22 protein-coding genes are annotated in these 15059 nt (G+C 51.0%); 6 read left to right on the forward strand and 16 right to left on the reverse strand.

Annotated elements, in window-relative coordinates:
- Positions 1-178: 178 nt before the first annotated feature.
- Positions 179-745 (forward strand): gamma carbonic anhydrase family protein, encoded by a 567-nt coding sequence (locus EL29_RS16170; protein WP_014604879.1) that lies wholly within the window; start codon positions 179-181, stop codon positions 743-745.
- On the opposite strand, the gene EL29_RS16175 is transcribed toward EL29_RS16170, so the two are convergent.
- Genes EL29_RS16175 through dprA form a run of 6 tightly spaced genes read right to left on the reverse strand, consistent with a single transcriptional unit; the run spans position 700 to position 4495 of the window.
- Positions 700-957: a DUF1488 family protein gene (locus tag EL29_RS16175; RefSeq protein WP_014604878.1), complete on the reverse strand. Its 258-nt coding sequence runs from the start codon at positions 955-957 to the stop codon at positions 700-702. The genes EL29_RS16170 and EL29_RS16175 overlap by 46 nt on opposite strands.
- Positions 954-1772: a shikimate dehydrogenase gene (aroE, locus tag EL29_RS16180; RefSeq protein ID WP_028715861.1), complete on the reverse strand. Its 819-nt coding sequence runs from the start codon at positions 1770-1772 to the stop codon at positions 954-956. The genes EL29_RS16175 and aroE overlap by 4 nt, the downstream gene beginning before the upstream one ends.
- 3 nt (positions 1773-1775) lie before the next feature.
- Entirely contained in the window at positions 1776-2348 is a 573-nt protein-coding gene (gene tsaC / locus EL29_RS16185) for an L-threonylcarbamoyladenylate synthase type 1 TsaC (protein WP_014594749.1), read from the reverse strand.
- A gap of 9 nt (positions 2349-2357) precedes the next feature.
- Positions 2358-2903, reverse strand: a complete 546-nt coding sequence (locus EL29_RS16190; protein ID WP_014594750.1) for a DNA topoisomerase family protein — start codon at positions 2901-2903, stop codon at positions 2358-2360.
- A 22-nt stretch (positions 2904-2925) separates the two neighbouring features.
- Positions 2926-3399, reverse strand: coding sequence for a DUF494 family protein Smg (gene smg, locus EL29_RS16195; protein ID WP_013027451.1), 474 nt, complete (start codon positions 3397-3399; stop codon positions 2926-2928).
- Complete coding sequence (dprA, locus tag EL29_RS16200; protein ID WP_014594751.1) at positions 3371-4495, reverse strand: DNA-protecting protein DprA; 1125 nt, start codon at positions 4493-4495, stop codon at positions 3371-3373. The genes smg and dprA overlap by 29 nt, the downstream gene beginning before the upstream one ends.
- 117 nt (positions 4496-4612) lie before the next feature.
- On the opposite strand from dprA, the gene def reads away from it, so the two are divergent.
- From def to mscL, 5 genes are all read left to right on the forward strand, one after another.
- The gene (gene def, locus EL29_RS16205; RefSeq protein ID WP_013027453.1) at positions 4613-5125 is read left to right on the forward strand and encodes a peptide deformylase; all 513 of its coding nucleotides are present in this window, start codon (positions 4613-4615) and stop codon (positions 5123-5125) included.
- Positions 5126-5145: 20 nt separating this feature from the next.
- Positions 5146-6090: a methionyl-tRNA formyltransferase gene (fmt, locus tag EL29_RS16210; RefSeq protein WP_014604876.1), complete on the forward strand. Its 945-nt coding sequence runs from the start codon at positions 5146-5148 to the stop codon at positions 6088-6090.
- 47 nt (positions 6091-6137) lie between these two features.
- The gene (gene rsmB, locus EL29_RS16215) at positions 6138-7439 is read left to right on the forward strand and encodes a 16S rRNA (cytosine(967)-C(5))-methyltransferase RsmB (RefSeq protein WP_014604875.1); all 1302 of its coding nucleotides are present in this window, start codon (positions 6138-6140) and stop codon (positions 7437-7439) included.
- Positions 7440-7456: 17 nt separating this feature from the next.
- The gene (gene trkA, locus EL29_RS16220) at positions 7457-8833 is read left to right on the forward strand and encodes a Trk system potassium transporter TrkA (RefSeq protein WP_013027456.1); all 1377 of its coding nucleotides are present in this window, start codon (positions 7457-7459) and stop codon (positions 8831-8833) included.
- A 107-nt stretch (positions 8834-8940) separates the two neighbouring features.
- Complete coding sequence (mscL, locus tag EL29_RS16225; protein WP_028715862.1) at positions 8941-9351, forward strand: large-conductance mechanosensitive channel protein MscL; 411 nt, start codon at positions 8941-8943, stop codon at positions 9349-9351.
- Here the strand turns inward: mscL and EL29_RS16230 are convergent.
- The 10 genes from EL29_RS16230 to rplO all read right to left on the reverse strand — a co-directional run bounded on the left by EL29_RS16230 (position 9326) and on the right by rplO (position 15059).
- Positions 9326-9586 (reverse strand): alternative ribosome-rescue factor A, encoded by a 261-nt coding sequence (locus tag EL29_RS16230; protein WP_013027458.1) that lies wholly within the window; start codon positions 9584-9586, stop codon positions 9326-9328. The genes mscL and EL29_RS16230 overlap by 26 nt on opposite strands.
- Positions 9587-9671: 85 nt before the next feature.
- A complete protein-coding gene (locus tag EL29_RS16235; protein WP_019105358.1) occupies positions 9672-10040 on the reverse strand; it encodes a DnaJ family domain-containing protein in 369 nt (122 codons plus the stop codon).
- A 93-nt stretch (positions 10041-10133) separates the two neighbouring features.
- Positions 10134-10520, reverse strand: coding sequence for a 50S ribosomal protein L17 (rplQ, locus tag EL29_RS16240; protein WP_003850180.1), 387 nt, complete (start codon positions 10518-10520; stop codon positions 10134-10136).
- Between the two features lie 40 nt (positions 10521-10560).
- Positions 10561-11550 (reverse strand): DNA-directed RNA polymerase subunit alpha, encoded by a 990-nt coding sequence (locus EL29_RS16245; protein WP_007891688.1) that lies wholly within the window; start codon positions 11548-11550, stop codon positions 10561-10563.
- Between the two features lie 25 nt (positions 11551-11575).
- A complete protein-coding gene (rpsD, locus tag EL29_RS16250) occupies positions 11576-12196 on the reverse strand; it encodes a 30S ribosomal protein S4 (protein WP_013027460.1) in 621 nt (206 codons plus the stop codon).
- 33 nt (positions 12197-12229) lie between these two features.
- Entirely contained in the window at positions 12230-12619 is a 390-nt protein-coding gene (rpsK, locus tag EL29_RS16255; protein ID WP_004160563.1) for a 30S ribosomal protein S11, read from the reverse strand.
- 16 nt (positions 12620-12635) lie between these two features.
- Positions 12636-12992, reverse strand: coding sequence for a 30S ribosomal protein S13 (gene rpsM, locus EL29_RS16260; RefSeq protein WP_003850176.1), 357 nt, complete (start codon positions 12990-12992; stop codon positions 12636-12638).
- 144 nt (positions 12993-13136) lie between these two features.
- The gene (gene rpmJ / locus EL29_RS16265) at positions 13137-13253 is read right to left on the reverse strand and encodes a 50S ribosomal protein L36 (RefSeq protein WP_004160566.1); all 117 of its coding nucleotides are present in this window, start codon (positions 13251-13253) and stop codon (positions 13137-13139) included.
- Positions 13254-13285: 32 nt separating this feature from the next.
- A complete protein-coding gene (secY, locus tag EL29_RS16270; RefSeq protein ID WP_013027461.1) occupies positions 13286-14617 on the reverse strand; it encodes a preprotein translocase subunit SecY in 1332 nt (443 codons plus the stop codon).
- A gap of 7 nt (positions 14618-14624) precedes the next feature.
- Positions 14625-15059 (reverse strand): 50S ribosomal protein L15, encoded by a 435-nt coding sequence (gene rplO / locus EL29_RS16275; RefSeq protein WP_009087579.1) that lies wholly within the window; start codon positions 15057-15059, stop codon positions 14625-14627.

Genomic DNA, 15059 nt, shown 5'->3' on the forward strand with positions numbered 1-15059 from the left:
CGATGGAGGCGCATTATAGGGATCCGATTTAATTGCACAACCCTTTTTTTGGATCTTTTTACTGACTGCCGAGAAAACATTCATATTGATTAGATCACCAACGATCCGGCGCAAAATCCCCTTGCCAGTTGGTCACAATCGCATCAGGCTGCCGGTAAACACAGTAAAGGAGAGCACAATGACTGTAGCGTTACGTCCTTATAAACATCTCTTCCCGCAGTTGGGTCTGCGCGTCATGGTTGATCCCACCAGCGTTGTGGCGGGTGACGTAATCATGGAAGACGATGTCGGTATCTGGCCTCTGGTGGCTATTCGTGGTGATGTGAACCAGGTTCGCATCGGCGCCCGCACCAATATTCAGGATGGTAGCGTGCTGCATGTTACCCATAAGTCTGATGCTAATCCTGCAGGTTTCCCACTGGTGATCGGTGAGGATGTTACTGTCGGACATAAAGCCATGCTGCACGGTTGTACTATTGGCAATCGCGTACTGGTTGGAATGGGGTCAATTGTGCTGGATGGCGTGATTGTTGAGGATGACGTTCTGATTGGTGCCGGGAGCCTGGTTCCTCCCGGTAAGCGGCTGGAAAGTGGTTATCTTTATGTAGGCAGTCCGGTCAAACAGATCCGACCGCTGAATGAAAAAGAAATAGCAGGATTGCTCTACTCTGCCAGCAACTATGTCAGTTGGAAGAACGACTACCTGGCCGGCGACAGCCAGATCCATCCTTCATTATCGACCTGATCGTTACGGATACAGTCTTCCGCCTGATCTTCCAAATCCCAGCGATGGTCACGAAACAGTGCCATCGCATCCCCTTCCCCGAATTGTTGGTGTAAAGCCGTCACACTGATGGCACAGGTTAGCCCCATGCCATTGACCAAAACAGGGAAACAGACAGCCATTAATGTCGTATCCAGCGTTTCACGATCTGGAAACTGGATAGCCTGATTCACGACGACACCTCCGCTTTCAATGACGCGATCACCGGCGCAATTTCCGGCATGATGCCATGCCATAAATGAAATGCATGCGCGGCTTGCCCCACCAGCATGCCTAATCCATCCGCAAGATGCGATGAACCCTGTTGTTGGCACCAGCGCAGAAAAGCGGTTAATCCGTTCTGATAAAACATGTCATAGCAGTGTAAATCAGCATGGATTAATGATGAGGGTAATGGCGGCACATCGCCATTAATGCCACTCGATGTCGCGTTAATCAGTAAATCAAATTGTTTACCACTCAGCGCATTAAATGAACATGCGCTCACCGCCCCATACTGTCCGAACGCCTTTGCCATGCTTTGGGCACTCGCAGCCGTGCGGTTGACTAGCGTAATCGTCGTTCCCAGAGAAAGCAGAGGCAGGATAACGCCACGCGCTGCCCCACCAGCCCCCATCAGTAAGACACGATCGCCTGGTTTGATCATCGACAGACGCTGAAGATCGCTGACTAAACCAATGCCGTCCGTATTGTCGCCAAGAATCTGTCCGTCCGGGCACTTTTTCAACGTGTTAACCGCCCCCGAGGTAGAAGCCCGCTCGGTCAGTTGATCGGCATATTCCCAGGCCTGCTGCTTGAAAGGTAACGTGATATTTGCGCCCGCTCCGCCTTGGGCAAAAAACGTCGTAACCGCCTCGGGGAAACTATCCACAGGCGCTTCAATACGATCATATTGAAGGGTGATCCCCGTTTGTCTGGCAAAAGCCTGATGGATTTGCGGCGACTTACTGTGGCTTATTGGGTGACCAAAAACGGCAAAATGTGTCATCTGCTAACCCTGCCGTATCTGGTTGCCGCTGATGACGTCGCGGATCTCGGAGGGATTTAACCTGCCTCCCGTGTTCCCGTTGAGCACGGGGAACGCCGGACCAAACTGCCGTTTGACTTCATCTACTGTGCGACAGGGCGGCTGCCCTGAAAGATTCGCACTGGTTGACACCAGAGGCTTGCCAAACGCCCGGCACAACGCCTGAACGTCAGGATGATCGCTGACGCGAATAGCCAGAGAATCGAATTGTCCGGTTAACCAACGCGGCGTATGCGGTGCCGCAGGCACGACAAAGGTCACCGGGCCGGGCCAGCAGGCAAACATACGTTCACGCTGCATCGCCGTTAACACGTGATCGGAAACGTAGGGCATGAGCTGGCCATAATCGGCCGCTATCAGAATCAATCCTTTTTCCACGGGCCGCCGTTTCAACGCCAACAGCGCCATGACGGCCGATTCATTATCAGGATCGCAGCCCAGGCCGAATACCGCTTCTGTAGGGTAAGCAATGACTGCATGTTGCTTCAGATGGTTCACACAATCCTGGAGTGAGCCGGAAACTGGTTGATTTTGCATGATGATGTCTTACGTCTCTTCAATGATAGCTTTGCCACAACGTTTACTGGCGCAAAAAAGCCGGGTGCCTTGCGTGGTCTTTTTTTCAACTAAAAGTGGAAATTCACAATGCGGACAACGCCCGGCCACGGGTGTCAGGTTGACGGCAAACTGGCAGGCTGGATAGCGATCACAGGAATGAAACGTTTTACCAAAGCGCGATCGCCGCTGTACCAGTTTACCCTGCTGACACTGCGGGCAATCGAGAGTCGTCTCATCAGGTTTATCGATCGTTTCTGTGTAATCACATTCTGGATAATGGCTACAGCCAATGAACATACCAAAACGGCCCTGGCGTAATACTTTATCTGCGCCACATTGCGGGCAGGCGTGACCTTCCAGAACTTTCACAACGTGCCCGTCGGCCTGGTTGCCCAAGGGCCGAATGTAATCGCAGGCAGGGTAGTTTGCACAGCCCAAAAAAGGGCCGTGTTTTCCTGAACGTATAACAAGTTCTGCCCCGCAAGCGGGGCAGGGATCCTGTTTACGCACAGTGAAGAGTGCGGTTTTACTCATAACGATAATGCATCAGTGAAATTTAATGCAGCATACCTTCGTTGACGTCGAATAACAGTTCTTCCATTTGTTGGTAGGCATTTTCACATCCTGGGATGTTAAAAAGCACCATCAACACCACCCATTTAAGATCCTCAAGATCGAAATCAAGAGTATCAAGCGCCATGACACGTTCAATGACCATTTCTCGTGTTTCAAGGCTCAATACCTGAATTTGTTCCAGGAAGAGCAGGAAACCGCGGCTTTCGGCATCTAAACGCTTGCTCTCTTCATCTGTATAGATGCGCATGGAGAGCGGATCATTTGCCAGTAAAATTGGTGCGACCAGACCTTCCTGGTAGTCTGCCAACTTTTCTAACCAGTTCAACGCGTTATAAATGTCTTCGCGATGAAAACCGGCATCCGTCAAGTCATCTGTCAATCTGTCCTGATCAACACCCATTTCTGCTTCGTTGTGGATATAGGTCTCAAACAAGTACATGAGTACGTCGAACATGGCATGCCCTCCTCAATCGGACATAGCCGCCGGGTACAGCTGCGATCCATCCTGCTAACTCCAGTTCCAGCAACTGAGCTGTAATAACTGGCACAGGTTGGCCGGCACGTTCAGCGACAACGTCAACAGGTGTAACCTCATCACCTACGTTAGCCAACAGCTCGGCAAATGGCAATGGAGCATCGTCACTGGCATCAGAATAAATTTCGTCTGATTGTGTAACAGGTAACCAGTTAAGCATAGCGCGTAAATCTTCAATGATGTTATTAGGATGTGCCACCAGCATTGCTCCCTGCTGAATCAACCAGTTTGTTCCCTCACTGCCGCTGTTGCCCAATGCTCCAGGCAAGGCATAAACAGCGCGATTTTGCTCTAATGCGTAACGGGCTGTGACTAATGAACCACTCTTTAATGACGCTTCAATGACTAACACGCCCTGGCTTAATCCGCTGATAATCCGGTTTCTGCGTGGAAACCGGTGTGCCAGAGGAAGTGCATCAAGCGGAAACTCGGATATCACCGCGCCCCCCTGCTCGACAATTTCCTGAGCCAGCGCAACATGCCTCCTGGGATAGAGGTGGGCCAGTCCGCTGCCCAGTACCGCAACGGTTTTCCCCCTCACGTTCAGCGCAGCACGATGTGCAACACCATCAATACCGAGAGCCAGGCCGCTGGTGATGGTGAAGCCACTGAGCGACAACGCCTGTGTGAACACGTCACACCAGTAACGACCGGAGTGAGAGCACTGGCGGCTGCCCACCACCGCCAGCTGCGATGTACCCAGAACGGAAGGATCGCCCTTTACATACAGCAAAGGAGGAAAACAGCTGATTTCAGTGAGCTGAGCGGGATAAAGCGGATCAAGGGCGGTAATCAAATGATGTAACGGGCTTTGCGACAGCCACTTGTTTACCGTTTTCAGCCAACCCGGGGAGAGATGATGGTAATGGTGGCGCTGTGAAACCTCTAATCCATTCTGGGTCAACACATCGTCAACATCTTTGCCTTCAGACAGTTGCTGTGCCGCCTTTAACCAACGCCTGCCGGTTAAGCCCGGTATAGTGCCCAGCCGCAGTAATTGCTCCCGTTTTCTCATCTTCAAAGCCCTCTGACAAGCATCGCGTCCCTCCGCAGAATGCTGTCAATCGGGTAGTAAAAAGTCTACAATATGAGGAAGTAATCTTTCCCTTTTAGAATTTATATCTGGATATTTATGTCAGTTTTACAGGTATTACATTTCCCTGACGAGCGCCTGCGCAAAATTGCCGCGCCTGTTAAAGAAGTTAACGCGGACGTTCAGCGTATCGTCGATGATATGTTCGAAACCATGTATTCCGAAGAAGGTATCGGCCTTGCCGCGACGCAGGTGGATATTCATCAGCGCATCATTGTGATTGATGTCTCTGAAAACCGCGACGAACGCCTGGTCTTAATCAATCCTGAGCTGCTGGAAAAGAGCGGCGAAACGGGTATCGAAGAAGGTTGCCTGTCTATTCCTGAGCAACGTGCCTTTGTGCCTCGTGCCGAGCGGGTAAAAGTCCGTGCACTGGACCGCGAGGGTAAAAGCTTCGAACTTGAAACCGGTGATCTTCTTGCTATCTGCATCCAGCACGAAATCGACCATCTCGATGGTAAGCTGTTCATCGATTATCTTTCGCCTTTAAAGCGTCAGCGCATTAAAACAAAGTTAGAAAAGCTGGCGCGTCAAAATGCTCAGGCTTCCTGAGATCGGAATAAGGGATAAACGTGTCTGCTCCGCTTAAAATTATCTTTGCTGGCACGCCAGACTTTGCAGCGCGTCATCTTGACGCGCTGCTTGCTTCTGAGCATCAGATTGTCGGCGTCTTCACCCAGCCGGATCGTCCTGCAGGTCGCGGCAATAAGTTGACCGCCAGCCCGGTCAAGTCATTGGCCCAGGCTCACAACATTCCGGTATTTCAACCCCAATCCCTGCGCCCGGCCGAAAACCAACAGTTGGTTGCAGACTTACAGGCTGACGTCATGGTTGTCGTCGCTTATGGGCTCATCCTGCCAAAAACCGTGCTTGAGATGCCCCGTTTGGGTTGTATCAACGTGCACGGTTCCCTGTTACCACGCTGGCGTGGCGCCGCGCCTATTCAGCGCGCACTCTGGGCGGGTGACAGCGAAACCGGCGTGACCATTATGCAGATGGATGTCGGGCTGGATACGGGTGACATGTTGTTAAAACTCGCCTGTCCGATTAGCGCTGAAGACACCAGCGCAACGCTTTACGATAAGCTGGCAGATCTTGGTCCGGCAGGGTTGATGACCACATTATCCCAGTTACGTGACGGTAACGCGCAGGCCGTTCAGCAGGATGAAAGTCTGGCTAACTACGCAGAAAAACTGAGCAAAGAAGAGGCGCGCCTTAACTGGACGTTGCCGGCTGAACAGCTGGAACGCTGCATTCGTGCTTTTAATCCCTGGCCGATAAGCTTCTTTATGGTGAATGACCAGCCGGTGAAAGTCTGGCAAGCCAGCGTCTTACCTCATGTCAACAAGCAGCCGGGAGAGATTATCCAGGCTGACAAACACGGCATTCACATTGCCACTGCCGACGGCGTGCTGAATTTACTTCAGCTTCAACCCGCCGGTAAAAAAACGATGTCAGCACAGGACCTGCTTAACTCGCGTCGCGAATGGTTTGAAACCGGCACGCTTCTGGACTGACCCTCAGGCCCGGCAAAACCGGGCCTTTTGCTTGATGGCACTATCTTATGACTAAATCAACCAATCTTCGTAGCCTGTCTGCTCAACTGATCGAACGCGTTGTCGATAAAGGCGAATCACTCAATACCGCCTTGCCCGCGGCACAGAAAAAACTCTCAGATAAAGATGCTGCCCTGGTACAAGAGATCTGCTTTGGTGTACTGCGCACGTTACCGCAGCTAGAAGCGCTGATCGGCAAACTGATGGAACGTCCCTTAACGGGTAAGCAGCGTACGCTGCATTTCCTGATTATGGTGGGCTTATATCAGCTACTTTATACACGCGTGCCCGCTCATGCAGCATTAGCGGAGACAGTGGCCGGGGCGGAGGTGCTGAAACGCGCAAACCTGAAAGGATTAATCAATGGCGTCTTGCGCCAGTTCCAGCGTCAGCAGGAAGCCCTTCTTGCCAGTATTCAGGATGGTCCTCAGCGTCATCTTCATCCGGGCTGGTTACTGAACCGGCTTCAGCAGGCATGGCCAGAGCAGTGGCAGCAAATTGTTGAGGCAAACAACCAGCGACCACCGATGTGGTTGCGTGTTAATCGCCAACATCATTCACGTGACAGCTGGCTGGCGCGCCTCACCGCAGAGGAGAAGAGTGCTGCTGTCGCCCAAGATGTGCCAGAAGCGCTGCGTCTTGCGGCGCCTGCACCGGTTACTCTGCTGCCTGGCTTTGAGCAAGGCTGGTTTACGGTACAGGATCTCTCCGCTCAACGCTGTGCGCTTCTGCTTGAGCCAAAAAACGGTGAGCAGATTCTGGATCTCTGCGCGGCGCCGGGAGGGAAAACGACCCACATTCTGGAGATTGCTCCCGAGGCACAGGTGCTTGCTGTCGATGTTGATGCCCAACGACTGAAACGCGTGAATGAAAATCTGACTCGTCTGGGGATGACCGCCGAGGTAAAACAGGGAGATGGGCGCACGCCGCAGCAGTGGTGCGACCAACGTCAGTTTGACCGCATTTTGCTGGATGCGCCCTGCTCAGCGACCGGCGTTATCCGCCGGCATCCCGACATTAAGTGGTTACGTCGCGATCGCGACATTGCAGAGCTGGCCGCATTACAACGTGAAATTCTGGATGCGACCTGGCCGCTGCTCAAACCCGGCGGTACGATGATCTATGCAACCTGCTCTGTCTTACCGGACGAGAACCAGCGGCAAATCAGCGAGTTCATCGAGCGTCACGCTGATGCGGAAGCGGTTTCATTGTCCGGCGCGCCCCTGAACGGTTGGCAGGTCTTTCCCGAGGCAGAAGGCGGAGATGGTTTTTTCTACGCTAAGCTGGTGAAACGCACGGGTCCACTCTGAAAAGGCATTGATAAGCGATGAAAATCATAATTCTTGGTGCTGGTCAGGTCGGCGGCACACTGGCAGAAAACCTGGTTGGTGAAAATAACGATATTACCGTTGTGGATACAGACTCAACGCGGTTACGCCAACTGCAGGACAAATTTGATTTACGTGTCGTGCAGGGCCATGGTTCTCACCCACGTATTCTCCGTGAGGCCGGTGCAGAGGATGCCGATATGCTGGTTGCCGTGACCAGCTCGGATGAAACCAATATGATTGCCTGCCAAATCGCTTATTCGCTTTTCAACACGCCAAATCGCATCGCCCGTATCCGTGCGGCGGACTATCTGCGCGACGCCGATAAACTGTTTATTCCTGAAGCCGTGCCCATCGATCATTTGATTTCGCCTGAGCAACTGGTCATCGACAACATATATCGTCTGATTCAGTATCCTGGTGCACTGCAGGTCGTTAACTTTGCCGAAGGTAAGGTCAGTCTTGCCGTTGTCAAAGCCTATTATGGCGGTCCGCTCGTAGGCAATCCGCTGTCGATCCTGCGGGACCATATGCCACATATCGATACGCGCGTGGCGGCAATCTTCCGTCAGGATCGCCCTATCCGTCCACAGGGATCCACCATTATTGAAGCAGGGGATGAGGTCTTTTTCATTGCCGCAAGCCAGCATATTCGTGCAGTCATGAGTGAAATGCAGCGGCTGGAAAAACCCTATAAACGCATCATGTTGGTGGGCGGCGGAAATATTGGTTTTGGCCTGGCGCAGCGGCTTGAGAAAAATTACAGCGTCAAACTCATTGAGCGTAATCCTCAGCGTGCTGCCGAGCTGGCAGAACAGTTACATGATACAGTGGTGTTCTATGGTGATGCGTCCGATCAGGAGCTGCTGGCGGAAGAGCACATCGAGCAGGTCGACTTATTCATTGCCGTCACCAACGATGACGAAGCGAATATTATGTCGGCCATGCTGGCTAAAAAAATGGGTGCCAAGAAAGTCATGGTGCTGATACAACGACGGGCTTACGTCGATCTGGTCCAGGGCAGCGTAATTGATATTGCCATTTCGCCACAGCAGGCCACGATTTCAGCCCTGTTAGGGCACGTGCGCAAAGCGGACATTGTAGGCGTTTCGTCTTTACGCCGCGGTATTGCCGAAGCCATTGAAGCCATTGCGCACGGTGATGAAACCACCTCACGCGTGGTGGGACGGTCAATTGATGATATCAAGCTTCCACCAGGCACATTGATTGGTGCGGTGGTTCGCGGCGATGATGTGATGATAGCGAATGACAACCTGCGTATTGAACAGGGCGACCACGTCGTCATGTTTTTAACCGATAAGAAATTTGTACCGGACGTCGAACGCCTGTTTCAGCCAAGTCCGTTCTTCCTGTAAAAAATTCAGGGCTGTGTCTGACATCATTTAGCAAATTGTTCGCAGCAATGGCAAATATGGCAAGCTTTGTTAAACTTTATGGCATTGGCTAAGGCAAGGAGAGAAGTATGAGTTTATTCAAAGAGTTTCGTGATTTTGCGATGCGCGGCAATGTGGTTGACCTGGCAGTCGGTGTCATCATTGGTGCGGCATTTGGTAAAATTGTTTCATCATTGGTGGCGAACATCATTATGCCACCTTTGGGTTTGCTGATTGGCGGCGTTGATTTCAAATCGTTTAGTTGGGTGCTTAAACCCGCCGTAGGTAATGCGCCCGCTGTCGTCATGGAATATGGTGTTTTCCTGCAAACCGTATTTGATTTCATCATTGTTGCTTTTGCTATCTTCATGGCAATCAAGTTGATGAACAAACTGTATAAAAAGAAAGAAGTGGAAAAACCGGCCCCCAAACCTACAAACGAAGAACTGCTTCTGACCGAAATTCGCGACTTACTTAAACAACAAAACACGAAAATTTAAACGACGAAGCCGCTTCAACGCGGCTTTTTTGTGCCCAAAAAGCAGAAGGCCAGTGATAAACGGCTTGCTTATCACTGGCCTCCCAGTCTTTTCCTTTTCCATGTTTTGCTTTACGTTTGAAACTGCCCTTCCCTTTTTGTTTCTGTTCGACCCGCTGTCTGAAGAGAGGATCGTGTAACAATGCCTGTAAGGCGTTATCCTGTATTTGCCCTTTCGTATGGCGATAACTGGACATAATTTCTCCGTGTCGTTGATAGAAATAAGGCTGTTAAAGATGCAGCAGCCACTATTATACGCGGATGCTGACGACATAAAACATGCTAATCTGGCGAAATTTTGCGCTTAATTGCGCGGCCATATTCCCCATCCAGAAAATCTGTGCTCATGCCGGCCTGACGAAGTTTAACCTTCAGCAGCAGCAGCCGTTGTGTCTGAATCAGTCGCTCAGGATCGTCAGGATCTAAATGGTGTAACAGATCGCTGACCTGCAGCGCTTCGCGCCGGAGTTCGAGCTCCGGGGGCAGGAAGCCTGCATTTTTTAACAGTCGAAATCCTGCACGCAGCTCAGGTGGAACCTGACTGTCGTCTTCAAGTTGCAGCGGCGCACCTTCACCCGGCAGGTTACTTAGCTCGCCTTTCTCCTGCGCCGCTTTGATATGCTGTTCAACAAGCTGATCAATTAACCACATTGTTCGCCTCCTTCATAACATGACAAGCGTAGCAGACGCGGAACTGCAGACAATAAAAAACCCGCCGAAGCGGGTTTTTCACGTTGCAACAGATTACTCTGCCGCAGCTTCTGCTTGAGCTTCTGGACGATCAACCAGCTCGATGTATGCCATCGGAGCGTTGTCACCAGCGCGGAAGCCACACTTCAGAATGCGAGTGTAACCACCTGCACGGCTCGCGAAACGCGGGCCTAACTCATTAAACAGTTTTGCCACGATCTCGTTATCACGAGTGCGGGCGAATGCCAGACGACGATTAGCTACGCTGTCGGTCTTGGCAAGAGTAATCAGCGGCTCAACTACGCGGCGCAACTCTTTGGCTTTCGGCAGAGTCGTCTTAATGATCTCATGACGAACCAGAGAGCCAGCCATGTTGCGGAACATAGCCTGACGATGGCTGCTGTTGCGGTTCAGTTGACGACCACTCTTACGATGGCGCATGACCTTATCCTTCTCAGTGAAACCTTAACCTGTGATCGGGTTATTCATCAGCAATGCTTGCCGGTGGCCAGTTTTCCAGGCGCATGCCCAGAGACAGACCACGTGAGGCCAGCACATCTTTAATCTCGGTAAGAGATTTTTTACCAAGGTTAGGCGTTTTAAGCAGCTCAACCTCAGTACGCTGTACCAGATCACCGATGTAGTGGATAGCTTCTGCCTTAAGGCAGTTAGCAGAGCGGACAGTCAATTCCAGATCGTCAACAGGGCGCAGCAGGATCGGATCGAATTCTGGTTTCTCTTCTTTCACTTCCGGCTGACGTACATCACGTAAGTCAACGAAAGCTTCCAGTTGTTCTGCCAGGATGGTTGCCGCACGACGAATCGCCTCTTCAGGATCGATTGTGCCGTTGGTTTCCATTTCGATGACCAGCTTGTCCAGGTCGGTGCGCTGCTCTACACGCGCTGCTTCAACATTGTAGGCGATACGGTCTACAGGGCTGTAGCAAGCGTCAACTAACAGACGGCCGATTGGGCGCTCATCTTCTTCCGAATGAATTCGGGCAGAAGCCGGCACATAACCACGACCACGCTGAACTTTGATACGCATGCTAATAGATGCATTTTCATCGGTCAGATGGCAGATCACATGCTGCGGCTTGACGATTTCGACATCACCATCATGGGTAATGTCGGCTGCAGTCACAGGGCCAATGCCAGATTTATTCAAGGTAAGAATAACTTCATCTTTGCCCTGAACTCTTACCGCCAAACCTTTAAGGTTGAGCAGGATTTCCAGGATATCTTCCTGTACACCCTCTTTGGTGCTGTACTCATGCAGTACACCATCAATTTCAACCTCGGTCACCGCGCAACCCGGCATTGATGAAAGCAGAATACGGCGCAGCGCGTTACCAAGAGTATGGCCAAAGCCACGCTCTAAAGGCTCAAGGGTCACCTTGGCGTGCGTCGAACTCACTTGCTCGATATCTACCAGGCGCGGTTTTAGAAACTCTGTCACAGAACCCTGCATTGTGTCCTCTCTTTGGTACTAAGCTTTACTTGGAGTAAAGCTCGACGATCAGGTGTTCGTTAATGTCCGCAGACAGATCGGTACGTTCAGGAATACGTTTGAACACACCTTCCATCTTAGCTGCATCAACTTCCAGCCAGGTTGGCTTTTCACGCTGCTCAGCCAGCTCCAGAGCGGCCTTCACGCGAGATTGCTTTTTGGCTTTCTCACGGATGCTAACGACATCATTCGGAGATACCTGATAAGAAGCGATGTTAACAACGCGACCATTTACCAGAACAGACTTATGGCTCACCAGCTGACGTGCTTCCGCACGCGTGGCACCAAAGCCCATACGATAAACGACATTGTCCAGACGGCCTTCCAGCAGAGCCAACAGGTTTTCACCGGTGTTGCCTTTCAGACGTGCTGCTTCTTTGTAATAGTTACGGAACTGACGCTCAAGAACACCGTACATACGACGAACTTTTTGCTTTTCACGTAACTGGCCGCCGTAGTCAGACAGACGTGGCTTACGCGCACCGTGCTGACCAGGAGCTTGTTCAATTTTACACTTGGAATCAATCGCGCGAACGCCAGACTTAAGGAATAAGTCAGTGCCCTCACGACGGCTCAGCTTGAGCTTAGGACCCAAATATCTTGCCATTTTCTTTCTCCAACTATCCTAAAAAACGGGGCGTTATACGCGACGTTTTTTCGGCGGACGACAACCGTTATGAGGGATCGGAGTCACATCAGTAATATTCGTGATGCGGAAACCAGCGGCGTTCAGTGCACGAATTGTTGATTCGCGACCCGGACCCGGACCCTTAACCATAACTTCCAGGTTCTTAATACCGTAATCTTTTACCGCTTCTGCACAGCGCTCTGCAGCGACCTGAGCAGCAAACGGAGTGGATTTACGTGAACCGCGGAAACCGGAACCACCGGCGGTTGCCCAACCCAGTGCGTTACCCTGACGATCAGTAATGGTAACGATTGTGTTGTTAAAAGAAGCATGGACATGAGCCACGCCATCTGAGACTTGTTTTCTTACACGCTTACGTGCACGAACTGGTGCCTTTGCCATTATTTACTCACCCCGATTATTTCTTGATCGGTTTACGCGGACCCTTACGGGTACGTGCGTTGGTCTTGGTGCGCTGACCGCGAACCGGAAGACCACGACGATGGCGCAAACCACGGTAGCAACCAAGGTCCATAAGACGCTTGATGCTCAGGGTGATTTCACGGCGCAGATCACCTTCTACAACGAATTTAGCAACTGCATCACGCAGCTGATCAATTTGTTCTTCAGACAGCTCACTGATCTTAACATTTTCAGCAATGCCCGTTGAAGCGCAGATGGCTTTCGAACGAGTCTTACCAATACCGAAAATCGAGGTTAAAGCGATAACGGTATGTTTCTGATCAGGAATGTTAATGCCTGCTATACGGGCCACTATGCACTCCTACTATTTAATATGTACGTACCATGCCGAAAAGCCCGTTTTCAGGATACTCAAATGGAAACGTACAGACATACAAAAGATTGGCTGGCTAATCTAGCCAGCTCAACCCGACTTTGCAAGAAAAATATGTGAAAATCAGCCTTGGCGCTGTTTATGCTTTGGCTCGGCGCTGCAGATCACACGAACGACACCGTCGCGGCGAATGATTTTGCAGTTACGACATAATTTCTTGACGGAAGCACGAACTTTCATTTTTACTCTCCGTAACTTCTCAACCACCTGAATTAACGGCCGTAGCCCTTCAGGTTAGCTTTCTTCAATGCAGACTCGTACTGACTTGACATCATCAGAGTTTGCACTTGAGCCATAAAGTCCATGATGACGACCACTACGATGAGCAGTGATGTACCGCCAAAGTAGAAAGGAACTTTCATCGCATCACGCATGAACTCCGGGATAAGGCAGATAAAGGTAATGTAGAGGGCACCGATTAAGGTTAACCGCGTCATTACTTTATCAATATACTTCGCCGTTTGCTCTCCCGGACGAATTCCCGGTACGAATGCACCAGACTTCTTCAGGTTATCTGCTGTTTCACGCGGGTTGAAAACCAACGCCGTGTAGAAGAAACAGAAGAAGATGATAGCAGTCGCATAGAGTAGCACATAAAGCGGCTGTCCTGGCTGCAAATACATCGAAATTGTTGTCAGCCAGTTCCAACCGGTACCGCCCCCGAACCACGATGCAATCGTTGCCGGGAACAGAATAATGCTGGAAGCGAAGATTGCCGGGATAACCCCTGCCATATTCACTTTCAACGGTAAATGTGTGCTCTGTGCAGCGTATACACGGCGACCTTGTTGACGTTTGGCATAGTTCACCACAATGCGGCGTTGACCACGCTCAACGAAAATAACAAAAAAGGTCACTGCAAATACGAGAACTGCAACCAACAGCAACAGAAGGAAGTGCAGGTCACCTTGCCGCGCTTGCTCGATGGTATGGCCAATGGCCGGCGGAAGACCCGCAACAATACCTGCGAAGATAATGATTGAAATACCGTTACCGATACCACGCTCAGTTATCTGTTCGCCCAGCCACATCAGGAACATTGTCCCGGTAACCAGACTCACAACAGCGGTAAAATAGAATGCAAAGCCTGGATTCATTACCAGGCCTTGCATACCAGGCATATTCGGTAAACCGGTAGCAATACCGATTGACTGGAATATGGCCAATACCAACGTACCGTAACGGGTGTACTGGCTAATCTTACGACGGCCAGCCTCCCCTTCTTTCTTAATTTCAGCTAACGCGGGATGAACCACCGTTAACAGCTGGATAATAATCGATGCCGAAATATACGGCATGATACCCAGAGCAAAGATAGAAGCACGGCTGAGAGCACCACCAGAGAACATGTTAAACATTTCAATGATGGTGCCACGCTGTTGCTCAAGCAGTTTGGCAAGTACAGTGGCATCAATACCAGGGATCGGAATAAAAGAGCCAATACGGAAGACAATCAGTGCACCGATTACAAACAGCAGTCTGCGTTTCAGTTCACCAAAGCCACCTTTGGCACTTTGAAAATCTAATCCCGGTTGTTTAGCCATCTGCTACTTATTCCTCGATTTTACCGCCAGCAGCTTCGATTGCAGCACGAGCACCTTTGGTGACACGCAGGCCGCGAACCGTTACCGGTGCAGAAACTTCACCAGAAAGAATTACTTTAACGAATTCAATCTGAACACCGACAATGTTGGCTGCTTTCAGCGCGTTCAGGTCGACGATACCGCCTTCAACTTTCGCCAGATCAGACAGACGAATCTCTGTGGTGATCATTGCTTTGCGAGAGGTGAAACCGAACTTCGGCAGACGACGGTACAGAGGCATCTGACCACCTTCGAAACCGCGACGTACGCCACCGCCAGAACGAGAGTTCTGACCTTTGTGACCACGACCACCGGTTTTTCCGAGGCCAGAACCGATACCACGACCCAGACGCTTGGTAGCGTGCTTAGACCCTTCGGCCGGAGACAGAGTATTTAAACGCAT

It is taken from the genome of Pantoea ananatis LMG 2665 (genome assembly GCF_000710035.2).
Taxonomy (GTDB): Bacteria; Pseudomonadota; Gammaproteobacteria; order Enterobacterales; family Enterobacteriaceae; genus Pantoea; species Pantoea ananatis.